Annotated in this window: 17 protein-coding genes and 1 tRNA gene; 10 read left to right on the forward strand and 8 right to left on the reverse strand. The window is 47.8% G+C overall.

What is annotated here, in order from left to right; translation table 11 throughout:
• Positions 1 to 7 precede the first annotated feature (7 nt).
• Positions 8 to 226 carry a hypothetical protein gene (locus Q397_RS0112155; protein ID WP_028879655.1) on the reverse strand — a complete coding sequence of 73 codons (219 nt, stop codon included), beginning with the start codon at positions 224 to 226 and terminating at the stop codon, positions 8 to 10.
• Positions 227 to 300: 74 nt separating this feature from the next.
• Positions 301 to 843, reverse strand: a complete 543-nt coding sequence (locus Q397_RS0112160; protein ID WP_028879656.1) for a hypothetical protein — start codon at positions 841 to 843, stop codon at positions 301 to 303.
• A gap of 146 nt (positions 844 to 989) precedes the next feature.
• On the opposite strand from Q397_RS0112160, the gene Q397_RS22310 reads away from it, so the two are divergent.
• A complete protein-coding gene (locus tag Q397_RS22310) occupies positions 990 to 1319 on the forward strand; it encodes a helix-turn-helix domain-containing protein (RefSeq protein ID WP_051609969.1) in 330 nt (109 codons plus the stop codon).
• A gap of 4 nt (positions 1320 to 1323) precedes the next feature.
• Here Q397_RS22310 and Q397_RS0112170 read toward each other — a convergent pair whose 3' ends face one another.
• The 4 genes from Q397_RS0112170 to Q397_RS0112185 form a co-directional block, all read right to left on the reverse strand.
• Positions 1324 to 1725 (reverse strand): hypothetical protein, encoded by a 402-nt coding sequence (locus tag Q397_RS0112170; protein ID WP_028879657.1) that lies wholly within the window; start codon positions 1723 to 1725, stop codon positions 1324 to 1326.
• Between the two features lie 82 nt (positions 1726 to 1807).
• Positions 1808 to 2101 (reverse strand): hypothetical protein, encoded by a 294-nt coding sequence (locus Q397_RS0112175; RefSeq protein ID WP_028879658.1) that lies wholly within the window; start codon positions 2099 to 2101, stop codon positions 1808 to 1810.
• Positions 2094 to 3281 (reverse strand): tyrosine-type recombinase/integrase, encoded by a 1188-nt coding sequence (locus Q397_RS22315; RefSeq protein WP_038013747.1) that lies wholly within the window; start codon positions 3279 to 3281, stop codon positions 2094 to 2096. Before Q397_RS22315 ends, Q397_RS0112175 begins: the two co-directional genes overlap by 8 nt.
• 9 nt (positions 3282 to 3290) lie before the next feature.
• Entirely contained in the window at positions 3291 to 3506 is a 216-nt protein-coding gene (locus tag Q397_RS0112185; RefSeq protein ID WP_028879659.1) for a hypothetical protein, read from the reverse strand.
• A 128-nt stretch (positions 3507 to 3634) separates the two neighbouring features.
• On the opposite strand from Q397_RS0112185, the gene Q397_RS0112190 reads away from it, so the two are divergent.
• From Q397_RS0112190 to Q397_RS0112200, 3 genes are read left to right on the forward strand one after another with little or no spacing between them, the layout of a single operon-like run.
• Positions 3635 to 3844, forward strand: a complete 210-nt coding sequence (locus tag Q397_RS0112190) for a helix-turn-helix domain-containing protein (protein ID WP_028879660.1) — start codon at positions 3635 to 3637, stop codon at positions 3842 to 3844.
• Between the two features lie 26 nt (positions 3845 to 3870).
• The gene (locus Q397_RS0112195) at positions 3871 to 5775 is read left to right on the forward strand and encodes a hypothetical protein (protein WP_028879661.1); all 1905 of its coding nucleotides are present in this window, start codon (positions 3871 to 3873) and stop codon (positions 5773 to 5775) included.
• Positions 5772 to 7487, forward strand: a complete 1716-nt coding sequence (locus Q397_RS0112200; RefSeq protein WP_028879662.1) for a hypothetical protein — start codon at positions 5772 to 5774, stop codon at positions 7485 to 7487. Before Q397_RS0112195 ends, Q397_RS0112200 begins: the two co-directional genes overlap by 4 nt.
• Before the next feature lie 155 nt (positions 7488 to 7642).
• Here Q397_RS0112200 and Q397_RS0112205 read toward each other — a convergent pair.
• A tRNA-Pro gene (locus Q397_RS0112205) sits at positions 7643 to 7719 on the reverse strand.
• A 105-nt stretch (positions 7720 to 7824) separates the two neighbouring features.
• Positions 7825 to 8823: a polyprenyl synthetase family protein gene (locus tag Q397_RS0112210; RefSeq protein WP_028879663.1), complete on the reverse strand. Its 999-nt coding sequence runs from the start codon at positions 8821 to 8823 to the stop codon at positions 7825 to 7827.
• Positions 8824 to 8940: 117 nt separating this feature from the next.
• Here Q397_RS0112210 and Q397_RS0112215 point away from each other — a divergent pair, with 117 nt between their 5' ends.
• The 6 genes from Q397_RS0112215 (at position 8941) to glyS (ending at position 14140) form a co-directional block, all read left to right on the forward strand.
• Positions 8941 to 9171, forward strand: a complete 231-nt coding sequence (locus tag Q397_RS0112215) for a putative signal transducing protein (protein ID WP_028879664.1) — start codon at positions 8941 to 8943, stop codon at positions 9169 to 9171.
• The gene (locus tag Q397_RS22320) at positions 9158 to 9913 is read left to right on the forward strand and encodes a tRNA1(Val) (adenine(37)-N6)-methyltransferase (RefSeq protein ID WP_038013753.1); all 756 of its coding nucleotides are present in this window, start codon (positions 9158 to 9160) and stop codon (positions 9911 to 9913) included. Before Q397_RS0112215 ends, Q397_RS22320 begins: the two co-directional genes overlap by 14 nt.
• A gap of 136 nt (positions 9914 to 10049) precedes the next feature.
• Positions 10050 to 10745: a hypothetical protein gene (locus tag Q397_RS0112225; protein ID WP_028879665.1), complete on the forward strand. Its 696-nt coding sequence runs from the start codon at positions 10050 to 10052 to the stop codon at positions 10743 to 10745.
• A 68-nt stretch (positions 10746 to 10813) separates the two neighbouring features.
• A complete protein-coding gene (locus Q397_RS22325; RefSeq protein WP_038013756.1) occupies positions 10814 to 11083 on the forward strand; it encodes a hypothetical protein in 270 nt (89 codons plus the stop codon).
• An 82-nt stretch (positions 11084 to 11165) separates the two neighbouring features.
• Entirely contained in the window at positions 11166 to 12053 is an 888-nt protein-coding gene (locus tag Q397_RS0112235; RefSeq protein ID WP_028879666.1) for a glycine--tRNA ligase subunit alpha, read from the forward strand.
• 2 nt (positions 12054 to 12055) lie between these two features.
• Positions 12056 to 14140, forward strand: coding sequence for a glycine--tRNA ligase subunit beta (glyS, locus tag Q397_RS0112240; protein ID WP_028879667.1), 2085 nt, complete (start codon positions 12056 to 12058; stop codon positions 14138 to 14140).
• Positions 14141 to 14149 lie beyond the last annotated feature (9 nt).

Genomic DNA, 14149 nt, shown 5'->3' on the forward strand with positions numbered 1-14149 from the left:
GGTATTCCTATTCTGAATCTGAGGGAATAAACATTCCATTTTGAAAATGCCCAGTGATGACGGTGTCATCAGGGGTAATTTGTTGGATCGTGTCCGGCCTTGTTTTGGGGATCTGATATGCGGGGCCATGTTTTAAAGTGTCTCGTTTGAAATTGCCGGAAGCTTTATCTTCCTGAATTTTTTTAATTATGTTTGCAGTTGAGATTTGCGGGTTATTTGATGTCATAGAAAGAATACCTGTGCAATTTTAAATTGATAAATTGGGAGGGCTTTACATTTACATGGTGAGTTTCGCTATCCTTAGAACTGTGACGCTGCTTTTTTTCTTTTTGCCGTATTTTCATTTGATGACATTCGTTCGAAGGTGTCCTGAAGGTCTTGGGAAGCATATGTGATGGTCATGTCAAAACTCAGATGCGGGGCGTTCACTTTGATTATGGCGTTTGGGGCGCGGTATTCGACATATTTGTTGCCAACAGCAGGGGCTTGACGTGTAACAGGAATGTATTTTTGAGACATGAAACCATCGAAATCATGGAAATGGTTTTTTCGGGTAGTAAAAGTCACACCCTGTAAGACTTCCTGTTGATCAAAAATCAGAATGAGTTTTTTTACACCATTGACCTGCGCCGCACTGACATCAACATCGAGCATTAAGCCTCCTGTGTATTTGTTCTCTCCTTCAATCTTGTGGGCATAACCTTTTTCAATAGCTTGAGTGCGCGCAGACATTAATGTGTCTGTGCCGATCTCAAAACCAAATGGGGCAGCTCTTTCTGCAGCATGTGAGGGGCTGGCAAAAAGGGCGAAAACCAGAAAGAAGAATGTACGAGAGATGATCATGATGAAGCTCCTTGTGATCTGAATAAATTCGGTTTGATTTTCTAAATTTGCAATTAAACCGATTATATTCAGTAAATGTATGCATGCAATTAAAACTCTGAATTTGTTCGGTGGTTATGTGTTGAAATACGGGTGAAATTCCGTGCATGACCCAAGATCAGATCATTACACAGCTGGGAAGAACGGTCCGCAAGCTTCGAAAAGCAAAGCAGATGACCCAGGAACAATTGGCAGAGGCCATAGATTGCAATGTTGATACCGTTTCAAATATTGAACGGGGCGTGACATCTGCACGCCTAGAAAATTTGGCTGCTATAGCTAGAGTGTTCGAGATTGAAATCGGTGAGCTGTTTGATCTGCAGCCTCGGAATTTATCTGCAGAGGTGTTGCGCCTAATGCAATTGCTGGAAGACCAGCCGGATGAGGTTGTCAAAACGGTGAGAGAACAGGCGAAGGTCCTTATTCGACATAAATAATAACTTACAAAAAGTGGCATCGCCTCTGTCCTTCTAGATAGTTGAAAATCCCGGTGATGGTTGGGAGACCGCCATTTATCATATATTGCAAAGGCGTTAGACCTTTCATAAGAGGGCTAGAATTTGGTTTTTGTATCCATTTCCAGCAAAGTTCAGGCTCAGATAAGAGTTGAAGGTGCCGCGCAATTTTCAGCAACAGGTCGACGCGAATAAGTTGTTCCTCTGTCAGGGCAATACTTGCATTCCAGCCTTCATACTTTTCTAGATTGAAAGGGGGCGTGCTGCCTAGTAAGTCCCAGCGGTCTTGAGTTTTAACCTTCCATAAATCCATCAGGTGAATGTATGAATTGATGGCGATGGGGCTAAGGCGAACGAGTTGGTCAAGAGGGATTTGGTTCATGGGCATTATTCTAGCTCCTGCTCACGATTACAATTATGAATATTCGGGGAGGTGATGTTCAAAGTTAAGGTCAGGAGGGGCGCAATGATCATGTTTCTTCCTCGTCATAAAGTTTGCTTAGTAAGACATTGATGAGACGCTCATGCCAATGATCCAATGTCAGTTCAAAGCTGCTAGCCGGAAAATCTGTCATTGTTTCCTTGATCCATGTTTGTATGGCTTCGACGTTATTTCTGTTCTTTCCATTCCCAATAAAGGGGCGCAGGTCTACCTCGTCGTTGAGAGGCAATAAGCAATGAAGTTTCTTAGCGAGCTGAAGACTGGCGTAACCTTCTTGATGCGCTTTGAGCTGCATGTAGAGAGAATGTGTCTGCTTATTCATGTTTTGTTCCTTTGCTTTCGTTTGAGAAATGGCTTGTTACTAAACGTTCAAAAGCTGAGCCATCTTGTCGGGTCAGGTTCGGGACGTAACGGGAATAGACAGTAAACAGCATCTCTGTGGAGTTATGCCCCATTTGGCGGGCGATCCATTCGGGATTTTCACCAGAAGCTAGCCACAGTGTCGCCGCGGTATGTCTTGTCTGATAGGGGCGTCGTTGCGCAAGGCCGAGATGGCGAAGCAATGGGTACCACACACGGCGGTTCACATTACGTCGTAGTAAAGGGGTGCCACTTTGCGTGCAAAAGACATAATCGCCAAGTTTGGCTGTCACGAGATATTGTGCCTTCAGAGCCTCATAGACCATTTTGGACATGTGAATGGCACGATGGGAGCTATCAGTTTTAGTTGCTACCCGTTGACCTTCAACCCAACCTTCGACAACAAGGATTTGTCGACGTTCAAAATCGACATTTTGCCATCGTAATCCATCAATCTCGGCGGTGCGCATGCCAGTAAAGAAGCGAACGGTGAAATAATTTTTGAAATCTGACCGCACGGTTTGGAGAATTAAATTTACTTCTTCCAAGGAAAAAGGGTGAACTTCTGTTCGTGGCTCCTTTAGCGGTTTAATATTCTGCCATGGTGAGGTAAATTCAAATCGGTCGGCGGCTTCTGTCATAATCATGCGCAATGGCGTCATGATATGGTTGATACGTGATGGTGACAGGGTCTTTTCTTTCTGCCCGGGTACTTTGGCGAGTGACGAGCGGAAGTTAAGAATGTCGCTTTTACGGATCTGGCCGACTATCTTTTTGCCAAAGGTTGGAAGAAGATATTTATCCAGCGAAATCCGGACCGTGTTGGCATGCGAATCCCGCCACTCGATTTTCTTTTCCGAAAACCAAAGCTCAGCAAAGTCGCCAAATAATGGTATGTCGCTTCGCATCATGCGGGCCGAACTTTCGTGGGTGGTGAATTCTTCTGCCCGAGCACTATTGGGGAAATATTTTGAATATTCAAAACTTCCTAAAGTGATTTCTGCTTCGATTTTTTTCAACAAAGTAGCCAGCCTGCGTCGGCTTTGCGGCGTGTCGCTTAGACTTGTTGCTTCACGACATCGTTTTCCTTTGTATCGGAAATCGACATATAATCGACCACCACGAGTTATTAATGTTGCCATCTTTAGCTCCTATTGAATGCTAGCAATTAGGCTGTCCACAGAAAGGCCTCGGATCATGTCTTCTTCGATTTTTTCCCAGATATAGAGGATTTTGCGTCCTCCGAACGGGCGAAAATAGTGAATACCCTCTAGTAAAACAGAATCCTTCAGACGCTCACGAATAGTGCGGGCATCATATTTGATGCGAGAGGATAATTCCTCGGTGGTCAAATAAGTCTGTGACATTTTATGTCTCCTGCTATAAACTTTTAACGTTGTAAGAAGTTGAAATGACCTTCTGTAGATCATTATAGGTGTAAAAAGATTATTTGCAAGCTTTTTTGATCTGCAGGAGGTTAAAATGGTGAGTTGAAATGATTAAATGTCATTTGTCTCGCTTAATGGGCGAGAAGAAATTAAAGATCGCAGATGTGACGAGAGAGACCGGAATTAACCGTGGAACCATCACGCGCCTCTATCATGAAACTGCCGAACGTGTAGAGCTGGATGTGATGAATAAGCTCTGTGAGTATTTTAAGTGTGAGCTTGGTGAATTGTTTGAATACAAAAGTGACCAAAGTTGAGTTGATTTACCAAAATGGTAGGGTTTATGGGAATTCGGTTAAATGAGATTGCAGCAGTTATGCTTCAAGAAAATTGTGATTGCATGGAGTTGTCAGAAAAGGACCTAGTGATGCTGGAAGGCCACCTAGATTCGACCTTTTTGATTAATGGAAACATTCTCCGCTTCATCAGTGATGAAGAACGCTACAAGCACGCTGCCAAACATTTCTCAAGCCAATGCTATACCAATGATCAATGTATTCCGGACAAATGGTTGGAGGTAGCTTCAAAGCTGGCTCCATTTAGTGAGACATTGGATTTATTTCTATCCTACACTGTCAATGACACTGACCCATTCCTCGCTGCAGCCGAGGCTATTGTCAACGATACCGAGGAACTGTGGCGAGTATTAGATGTCGTCCGCCGATCGGTGTCGAAAATAGATAATATAAACATCTCAAGCATCATCCAATTATGTGATGCACAGCATGAACACACTAAACGTGATTTCATGCGAGGCCGATTATTCGACGAAATTGGAAGCAGGTTAGAAACACGCCCTGAACTATGCTGTGAAATGCTGGCTGCACTTCGTCCTATATTCCGTGAAGATATTACCTCTCTTTATACGACGACAATACAATCTCTGGCAAAAACTGATGCCGATGCAGCGTACCGTGAAGCAATCAATGACCTTACTTCCGAGGATAATCTATTGCATGCTAATGCACTGTGGTCGCTGGGAGTGCTGAAAGCTCGTGGTTACCTATCAGAACCGCAATCTGGTACATTATTGACCCATTGCACTTCAAACATTGAAGATCAAGTAGATGAAATACGGAATGCAGCTTTACAATCAATCGTGAAGGGGGCTTTGATCGATAATGATTTCGCTGGAGAGTTATCGGAACAAATCGATCTACGGAATTTAGACGCTATATGCTTTCTAGCTTCTGAGCTTTTTCACGCCGACTATGCAGAATTGAAGTCCAACCAAAACTTTAACCAATGGATCACATCATTTGAACACATCCCCTTCGAACGGGAAGGCATTGTTGATACCATCGATTACATCTTGGATAAGATGTATAAGGCGGGTGATGCGGGGCAAGTCATTGCCGTAATTGAAAAGTGGCTAATCCAACAGGGCTACGACAAAAACTACCCAATCACAAAAATCCTGAATTCGACAACTCACGAAATTTTACAAGACCAAGCTATATTGTCTCGTATCCTGACTGTCTGGCTGGTTAGTGACCATCAACCTTTAACGTTAGCTGCTGACGAAATCTTTTCACACTGCGTCACCATTCGATCCCTTGAACCTAAGTTCGACACGGATGTTATAAATGGTTACGACCATGAAGATATACTCTTATTGGTGCGGCGAATGCTTGGGTTCGTGGACAATGAAACTCAACTGTTGTCACTTACATTGTCACTTCTGGAAACCGCAGACGCACTGAAACGAACATATCCATTCATTGAAAGTGTGTTGAAAGAAGAAATTGGTGCCGATTTCCCAGATGATACGGTCAAAAAACTTGAGGAAGTCAAATCCAGTACCAGCCAAGCAGAGTTAATCAGTTTGTGTGATCGTGTCTTAAAGTCGATCAACGACTACCGTGATGCCTTGTCAAATTTGCCACAAATTAAAGAGCTAGCACCCAATCCGCAGCATGTTGAACGCTATTACATTGAGCGTGACAAACATATGAGGGAGGTTCACAAAGAAGCCGCAAAAGATTCGATCATCCGACAGATCGCAACAACGATTCCACTGAAAGCCGGTAGAGCGAGCTTTTCGTTTTTCCAAGGTGAATATCGTGAGCCGTCACCACTGCACGCATACGAACACTACATCACACTGCCGCGTCGCTTTATATTTGATAGCATTGGACTGGAATTAAGAAAGATTGGGTATCGGCAATCTCGGAAGGGTGAAGAATGAAACTGATCCTGTCCACATATCTCCGCACCATGAAAGAACGTGATGAATTTGACGTTCTGATACCAGACCTATTGCAAACGATGGGCATTATCCCCATCACAAAGGGACAACGTGGGACACGTCAATCGGGCGTAGATTTGGCTGCTGTCGGGCCAGATGTTACTGTTGCACAGAACGATCCAACTTACGGTCAAGAGAAGCTCATTCTTTTTGTTTTGAAACAAGGCGACATTGATCGCAATGTCTGGAACGGTCAAGGAGAACAATCTGTAAAGCCAAGTATAGACGAAATTTTCACAGATTATCTTCGTAGTCATGTCTCTGCAAATCACCGCGATTTGCCCAAGAAAGTTATTCTTGGGACCACTGGGGATATGAAAGAGAACGTCAAATCTAGTTGGTCAGGCATAACCGAATTTTATCACGATAAAGCGGCATTCGATTTTTGGGGTGCAAACGAAGTCGCGGGTTACATCGAAACGCATATGCTTAACGAGCATTTGTTCAAAGATGAAGACAGAACGGACCTTAGACGAACTCTGGCGTTGATTGGCGAACAAACATACACCCGGCGTGATTTTGACAATTTGCTTCGACGGCAGTTGGGATTAAATGTTTCTGGTGAGATTGAAGCTAAACTCAACAATGACCAGCTTCATAAAGCTCTTGTGCGTATCAACATGGCCGTTCGGATGGTTAGCGGCTGGGCATGTAATGATGGTGACACGAAGGCCGCTCTAAAGGTCTCAGAGCGTGCTTTGTTGTGGTCATGGCACCGTTTGCTGAAACAGGAAACCAGTTCAACAAAATTGAAAAAGGTTTATGCCGATCTGTGCGGAACATACGCATACAACGCAGCAACCTATTTCAATAAAATTCAACCATATTGCATGGTCAAAGATGGTTTCGCCAAACAAACGCAATCCAGTAATTTGTTCACGCTGACACTCTTTGAACATATCGGCCTCCTTGCCAGTATCGGTCTTTTCATCACGTACTGCGGTGCCGGAAATGACGAACTATATGATTACATTGAATTGAACGATGTCGCTGACGCACTTGTTGGCCTGCTCAAGAACAACCCCGCAACGTCGTCACCACGCCTAGATGGACAATCTATCGACATTACATTGGCGATGATCTTCTTGCTCATAATGGATCGTCAGGATGATGCCATTGATTGGTTAAGGAAAACAATTAACCGAACCTGTTCCATGTTTTACCTGCGACGAGGTTTTCCTGTTGTTTCCGATAACGTTGAAGATTTGATTGAACTTGATGAAGCACATCCATCTAGTGAGCGTCGTGAAGAACTGATGCAGGCATCGTGGTTGCTGCCGACAGTGGCAGGGTGGTGTGGAATCTTAAACCAAGAACAACTGTATGGTGAGCTTCACAACACGATGACCAAAGACGACTTCCCGAATATTTGTCGTCAGTTGTGGCACCCTGTAGCTAACGACATTTTCAACTTCATGTACTATCAGAATGCGTGCCGGGAAACGGGGGAATGTGAAGCCCCAATCGAATTCGAAGCGGACATGAATGAATACACTGACCGCATGAGACAAATCATGGCATCAGAACGACACCAAGTGCTGGAAGCGTCACCGGCATATCAGGCTGATCTGTTCGGTATCGATTTCATCGCAAGCCGACATTTTAGAAACCCTATAGCGCCGTCTTTTTGGTATCGTTTTTTGAATGTTTGACTAAAGATGCAGTTTTTAGCTAGGTGTCACCTTGCCCATAAAAGACAAAATACCTTCAAAATAGCATGGACCCAAATAAGACCCAAAATGGACACAAGGTTTTCAGCTATGTTTTGCAGAAACAAAAAACCCCTTGGTTTTCCAAGGGGTTATGTTGGTCGGGAAGAGAGGATTCGAACCTCCGGCCCCTGCCTCCCGAAGACAGTGCTCTACCAGGCTGAGCTACTTCCCGTTACCGATAAGACCGACGGTGTTGTGTGTTTCGGGACACCGTCTGAATTTGTGTGGCGGTATATAGCCTTTCATTTGATGGGTGGCAAGCCCCTTTTTTATTTTTTTAGTAGGCCCGTTCGATACAGAATTCGACAATGCCTTTAAGGGCTTCGCGTGCCGGGCTTTCCGGGAAGATATCCAGGTCATTGATGGCTTTTTCGCCATAGTCACGTGCGCGTGTGACGGTGTCATTCAGCGTGTTGTGTTTTGTTAACAGGCTGAGTGCATGTTCCAGATCACCCTCTTGGAAGACTTGATCTTCTTGCGTGCGTTTCCAGAAGGATTTTTCTGCGTCATCGCCACGTGCAACGGCCAGAATGACCGGTAAGGTCATTTTGCCATCGCGGAAATCGTCGCCAACGGCTTTGCCGAGTTCGGCTTGTTTGGCAGAATAATCAAGTGCGTCATCAATAAGCTGGAAGGCGATGCCGAGGTTATTGCCGTAGGATTGCAGCGCTTCTTCCTGTTCCGGTGTGGCACCTGCAACCAGACCACCCACATGGCAGGCAGCGGCGAAAAGCTGGGCGGTTTTGGCTTGGATCACTTCAAGGTAAGCGGCTTCGGTGGTGTCTGCGTCGTTGGCGGTGATGAGCTGAAGGACTTCCCCTTCGGCAATCACAGAGGAAGCGTGAGAGAGAATTTCCATGACCTTGAGGCTGTCAGCTTGCACCATCAATTCAAAACTGCGGCTGAACAGAAAGTCACCGACCAGAACGCTGGCTTTGTTGCCCCAGATGGCGTTTGCGCTGTCTTGCCCACGGCGTAGATCGCTTTCGTCCACCACATCGTCATGCAGGAGAGTTGCTGTATGAATGAACTCTACACAGGCGGCGAGGCCGATGTGTTTGTCGCCGTCATAGTCCAGCAACTGCGCACTTGCGAGCGTTAACATTGGGCGCAGGCGTTTGCCGCCCGCCGCGATGATGTGGCCTGCCAGTTGCGGGATCAGGGCCACCGGGCTTTGCATCCGTTCGATAATCGCCTCGTTGACGGCCTTGAGGTCATCGGCAACCAGATGGGTGAGGGTTTCAACGGCAGTTGGGCTTGACGAGGGCTTATCCATGGTATTCCATAAAGTCAAAATTATCTCTGTTTGCCTTGACCCCGATCGCGTGAGGCGGGATAAGACGATAGTGAAATAGCAGGTTTGGGCCAACGTTGGAAGAGGGTATGGCAATTTATGAAAGAGTTAGTTGCGACAGGGGATCTGGTTTTGGTGTCTGCCCTGCGACACCACCTGAATGAAGAGCAGGTGGCCTTTGATGTTTTTGATGGTTTTGTCGGCAGTCTCTTTCCCGGTGATATGTCCATTGCATCGCACCGGGTGATGGTGAGTGATGAAGATTATCACCGTGCAAAACGGGTCTTGGACGACCTGCAAAACGGAGTAATGGCTTGTGAAGCTGAGTGAAGACCTGTTTCTGGATGGCAAGGTGCGTTTGCTGCAACCTGTCGAGGGCTATCGCGCGGCGACCGATCCGGTCTTTTTGGCAGCAAGCATAAAAGCCAAAGCAGGGCAAAAGGTGTTGGATGTAGGCTGCGGGGTCGGGGCAGCGTCTCTATGTTTGGCAGCGCGCGTTGATGGTGTGCAGGTTACGGGCTTGGAAATTCAAAGCGATCTGGTTGCCATCGCGGCGCAGAATATTGCGCTTAACAAAATGCAGGAGCGTTTTCGGGTCGTGGAAGGGGATTTATCCACCCGTCCGATGGACCCAGAACCGAATAGTTTTGATCATGTGATGGCGAATCCCCCGTTTTATGAAAGTGGTTCTGGTCATCGTCCGCCCAACGAGATTAAGGCGCGTGCCCATATGGAAGAGGACGCGACCTTGAAGCAATGGGTGGATTATATGCTGCGTATGGCCAAGCCGAAAGGGTCCGTTACCTTTATTAACCGCGTTGAAAGATTGGAAGAAACACTGGCGTGTCTGCAAGGCAGGCTGGGCGAGATTGTTTTGTATCCCCTATGGTCCATGAATCCGACAGGGCCGCAAAGACGCGGGGCGAAACGTTTTATCTTGCAGGGGCGCAAGGGATTAAAGTCGCCGTTGAAATTTGCTTCCGGTCTGGTGGTGCATGATGATGACGGGCAATACACTTCACAAGCGGCGTCCATTTTAAAGGAAGGGGTGGGGCTGGACTTGTCGGTTTGATTTTTTTTATGGAGTTTATACCTGGAGTCTGCAACACTCTAGGTGCTATAGGGCTGTAAAAAATAGGGATGAGTGATTGAATGAGAGTGTGGATCAACCAATTTGGCGTTCTGGCGTCTGATGCGCGGAGGCGAGCATGAGCGGGACGGCAACCATTGCCATTACCGTTGGTGTCGCTGTTGCGGTATTGGTTGGTTTCTTCATCGTTTATTATCTGGGTAACGTTGCAAACTCCATTTACGACGTAAAGGTTGGCGTGCGTAAGGACTTTGATAAAAAGGTCAAGGAGTTGCAGGAGTGGGTCGATAGCGATACCAAAAAGCGCATCAAATGGATGCGTGATGAAAATAAAGAAGAAGGCAAGCGTTTTAAAGAGGGCATGGAAGGCCATCTGGAAGAAACGTTTGGCGAAATGCAGAAAAATATTGAGCGTTTGCAAGGTGATGTCGCGTCATTGCAAATGCAGGTGCAAAATCTGCAACAAGGGCAAGGTCTGCAACGTCCGGCCCCGGCTTATAAACGTCCGACCGGGACAGAGGAGCCATCTGCTGGGTTGACGGGCGAGATGGAAGTGGCGCGCACCCTGACGCCCGATCAGGAAGAAGCGCCCGATATGGCGGTTGCGAAAACCGGTATTCAACCGGATGCCGCAGAAGGGGCTGCGCCTTCAACGGGGATCAGGACAAAACCGACCCCACCACCGCGCCCTTCCCCCAAGCCCCAGCCCGCAGGACGCCAGTCGATCGAGAAAAAGGCCCAGAAGAAGAAAAAGGGCCCGGACGAGTTCGAATCGTTTAATACCTTTTCTGAGGATTTTAAAGCGGGAAGCTGATTGTAATCACGCACAGAATGTTCTAAAAAAGTGTTCCTTTTTTATCGTATTTGGAACAGGCGCTTTTTATGTTTGGTTTAAGTCCTTCGAAACTGCTTTTCACTGTCGCGATTATTGCGGCTGTCTGGTACGGCTTTAAATGGCTGAACCGCCTGCAGGAGCGCCAGGAAAAAACACCGCGAAATGACCGCAAAGACAGCGCGGCACCCCAGTCGCGCCGCGAGACGGTGCAGGAAGCGGACTATGAAGATCTGGTCGCCTGTCCTAAATGCGGAGATTACGTTCTCGCCGGTAAAAAATGCGGATGTGGCAAAGAGGGATGTCCCAACGACAAATAGTTAAGTAACAACGCTTGACCCCGCCTCTGTAATTCCGTTAATTTTTCGCACTGCAAAACCGCTTTTTATGATTGTGAAGACCATGGGCACGACACCCAACAAGAAAACATGTTTCCAGAATTTGATCCTTTCGCTCCAGAATTTCTGGGCCGAAAAGGGCTGTGTAATCCTGCAACCGCTTGATATGGAAGTGGGCGCCGGTACGTTCCATCCGGCAACGACGTTGCGCACGTTGGGCCCAAAACCGTGGAAAACGGCGTATGTTCAGCCGTCACGTCGCCCTGTCGATGGTCGCTATGGGGAAAACCCAAACCGTTTGCAGCATTATTACCAGTTTCAGGTGGTGTTGAAGCCCTCACCGGATAATTCCCAGGAACTGTATCTGGAAAGCCTTAAGCATTTGGGCATTGATACGGATCTGCATGACATCCGCTTTGTGGAAGATGACTGGGAAAGCCCGACATTGGGCGCTTGGGGGCTGGGCTGGGAAGTCTGGTTGGATGGCATGGAAGTCACCCAGTTTACCTACTTCCAGCAAGTCGGCGGCATTGAATGTGACCCGGTTGCGGTCGAGCTGACCTACGGTCTGGAACGTCTCGCCATGTATATTCAGGGCGTGGAAAATGTCTATGACCTCGATTTCAACGGGGAAGGCGTGACGTATGGTGATGTCTTCTTGCAGAACGAGAAAGAGCAATCGGCCTATAACTTTGAGCATGCGAACACAGATATCCTGTTCCAGCATTTCCGTGATGCAGAGACGCAATGTTCGCATCTGCTGTCCCTCGATGAGCCATTACCGCTGCCCGCGTATGAGCAATGTATCCGTGCCAGCCATACCTTCAACCTGTTGGACGCCCGTGGGGTGATCTCGGTGACGGAACGGGCGGCCTATATTGGTCGTGTCCGTGCAATGGCAAAAGGCTGCGCAGAAGCCTGGATGAAAACACAAGTGGGCGAGGGGGCATAATCATGGCTGAACTTCTCTTAGAATTGTTGAGCGAGGAAATCCCCGCACGCATGCAAGTTCGCGCAGCGGACGATCTGAAACGTCTGGTCACAGATGGTTTGAAAAACGCAGGCCTTGGGTTCTCCATCGCGCGTTCTTACGTCACACCACGTCGCTTGGCGCTGGTGATTGATGGTTTGCCGGAAAAACAGCCGGATGTGCGCGAAGAACGCAAAGGCCCGAAAGTGGGCGCGCCGGATAAAGCTATTCAGGGCTTTTTGGGCTCCACCGGCCTGACGCTGGAAGAATGTGAAATTCAGGAAGGTAAAAAAGGCAGCTTCTATGTTGCCGTAATCGAGAAGAAAGGGCAGGACACTGTTGCCGTTTTGCCGGAAATTCTCGTCGCCGCCCTGAATGATCTGCCTTGGCCGAAGTCCATGAAATGGGGATCGAACTCCCTTAAGTGGGTGCGTCCGTTGCAGAATATCCTGTGCATCATGAATGGCGCGGTCGTGCCGTTTACCTTTGGGCCGATCACGTCTTGTGGCTATACCCGTGGGCACCGTTTCCTTGCGCCGAAAGAATTTAGCGTTGATGACTTTGCGTCTTACGCAAACTTGTTGCGCGAACATAAAGTCATTCTGGATCAGGAAGAACGCAAAGAAACCATCCACGAAGTCGCAAAAGCTGTCGCGAAACAGGAAGGCTTCATCCTGAAAGAAGATGAAGGCCTGTTGAACGAAGTGTCTGGACTTGTGGAATGGCCGATGGTTCATGCCGGTCAGATCGATGACGCCTTTATGGCTGTGCCGCAGGAATGTTTGATCACCTCCATGCGTTCACACCAGAAGTATTTTTCCTGCCTGAAAGAAGACGGCAGCCTTGCGCCGCGCTTTATTGTTGTTGCTAACAAAGAAGCACCGGACGGTGGGAAAGCCATCGTTGCAGGGAACGAGCGCGTGCTGCGGGCGCGTTTGTCTGATGCCAAATTCTTCTGGGATCAGGACTTGAAAAAGAACCTCGAAGACTTGTTGCCGAAACTGGACGACATGTTGTTCCACGCCAAGCTTGGGTCCATGGGCCAAAAGGTCAAGCGTCTGGAAAAACTGTCTGGCCGTCTGGCAGAGATGATCGACGGTGCTGATCTGGGCAAAGCCTGTAAGGCTGCACATTTGGCTAAAGCCGATCTGGTTTCTGAAATGGTGTATGAATTCCCTGAGCTGCAAGGCATCATGGGGGAATATTACGCCAAACATAAAGGTGAAGACGAAGCTGTTTCCAAAGCGATTGCGGAACATTATTCGCCGCAAGGGCCGGGTGATGCCTGCCCGTCTGCACCCAACTCGGTTGCGGTTGCGATGGCGGATAAAGTCGATACGCTTGTGGGCTTCTGGTCTATTGATGAAAAACCGACAGGGTCTAAAGATCCGTTCGCGTTGCGTCGTGCGGCCTTGGGCGTGATCCGTCTGATCCTTGAAAATAATCTGCGCCTCAACCTGTTGAAGGTCTTTTCCGATGCGCACACGGCCTATTCAACCGTCAACGGGTTGAGTGCGGTGCCGTCCAACACGGCGGAGAATGAGCGTAACCTGCTGCATTTCTTTGCGGATCGTTTGAAGGTTTATCTGAAAGACAAAGGCATTGCGCATGACCTGATCACGGCTGTCTTTGAAAAAGGCGACGAAGATGATCTGGTACGTCTGATGGCTCGCGTTGAAGCCTTGAAAGAGTTCTTGGCAAGTGACGATGGGGCGAATCTGGTAGCGGCTTACCGTCGCGCCACCAACATCGTGCGTATTGAAGAAAAGAAAGATGGTGCCAAATATGATGGCGCTGTTGATGCTTCCCTTCTGGAAGAAGAGGCGGAAGTTAAGCTGTTTGAGAAGCTGGAACCAGTCATGGGGGATCTGGATGCTGCTCTTAAAGAAGAACAATTCACCGTGGCAATGGGGGCTTTGGCTTCCTTGCGGGGGCCGGTTGATGCATTCTTCGATAAGGTGACGGTCAACTGCCAGTCAGCTGATGTACGGGTCAACCGTTTGCGCTTGTTGTCGCAAATCGGTCGTGCACTGGACGGGCTTGCAGATTTCTCCAAACTGGAGGGATAAGACCGTTTG

This window comes from Terasakiella pusilla DSM 6293, assembly GCF_000688235.1.
Lineage (GTDB): Bacteria > Pseudomonadota > Alphaproteobacteria > Rhodospirillales > Terasakiellaceae > Terasakiella > Terasakiella pusilla.

Bases quoted from the DNA above. Each gene is read 5' to 3' on its own strand.
- Q397_RS0112195 (WP_028879661.1), top strand. From the start codon at position 3,871: ATGGGAATTCGGTTAAATGAGATTGCAGCAGTTATGCTTCAAGAAAAT.
- Q397_RS22325 (WP_038013756.1), top strand. From the start codon at position 10,814: ATGTTTGGTTTAAGTCCTTCGAAACTGCTTTTCACTGTCGCGATTATT.
- Q397_RS0112160 (WP_028879656.1), bottom strand. From the start codon at position 843: ATGATCATCTCTCGTACATTCTTCTTTCTGGTTTTCGCCCTTTTTGCC.
- Q397_RS22315 (WP_038013747.1), bottom strand. From the start codon at position 3,281: ATGGCAACATTAATAACTCGTGGTGGTCGATTATATGTCGATTTCCGA.
- Q397_RS0112170 (WP_028879657.1), bottom strand. From the start codon at position 1,725: ATGCCCATGAACCAAATCCCTCTTGACCAACTCGTTCGCCTTAGCCCC.
- Q397_RS0112155 (WP_028879655.1), bottom strand. From the start codon at position 226: ATGACATCAAATAACCCGCAAATCTCAACTGCAAACATAATTAAAAAA.
- Q397_RS0112235 (WP_028879666.1), top strand. From the start codon at position 11,166: ATGGGCACGACACCCAACAAGAAAACATGTTTCCAGAATTTGATCCTT.
- glyS (WP_028879667.1), top strand. From the start codon at position 12,056: ATGGCTGAACTTCTCTTAGAATTGTTGAGCGAGGAAATCCCCGCACGC.
- Q397_RS0112175 (WP_028879658.1), bottom strand. From the start codon at position 2,101: ATGAATAAGCAGACACATTCTCTCTACATGCAGCTCAAAGCGCATCAA.
- Q397_RS0112210 (WP_028879663.1), bottom strand. From the start codon at position 8,823: ATGGATAAGCCCTCGTCAAGCCCAACTGCCGTTGAAACCCTCACCCAT.
- Q397_RS0112185 (WP_028879659.1), bottom strand. From the start codon at position 3,506: ATGTCACAGACTTATTTGACCACCGAGGAATTATCCTCTCGCATCAAA.
- Q397_RS0112225 (WP_028879665.1), top strand. From the start codon at position 10,050: ATGAGCGGGACGGCAACCATTGCCATTACCGTTGGTGTCGCTGTTGCG.
- Q397_RS0112200 (WP_028879662.1), top strand. From the start codon at position 5,772: ATGAAACTGATCCTGTCCACATATCTCCGCACCATGAAAGAACGTGAT.
- Q397_RS22310 (WP_051609969.1), top strand. From the start codon at position 990: ATGACCCAAGATCAGATCATTACACAGCTGGGAAGAACGGTCCGCAAG.
- Q397_RS0112215 (WP_028879664.1), top strand. From the start codon at position 8,941: ATGAAAGAGTTAGTTGCGACAGGGGATCTGGTTTTGGTGTCTGCCCTG.
- Q397_RS0112190 (WP_028879660.1), top strand. From the start codon at position 3,635: ATGATTAAATGTCATTTGTCTCGCTTAATGGGCGAGAAGAAATTAAAG.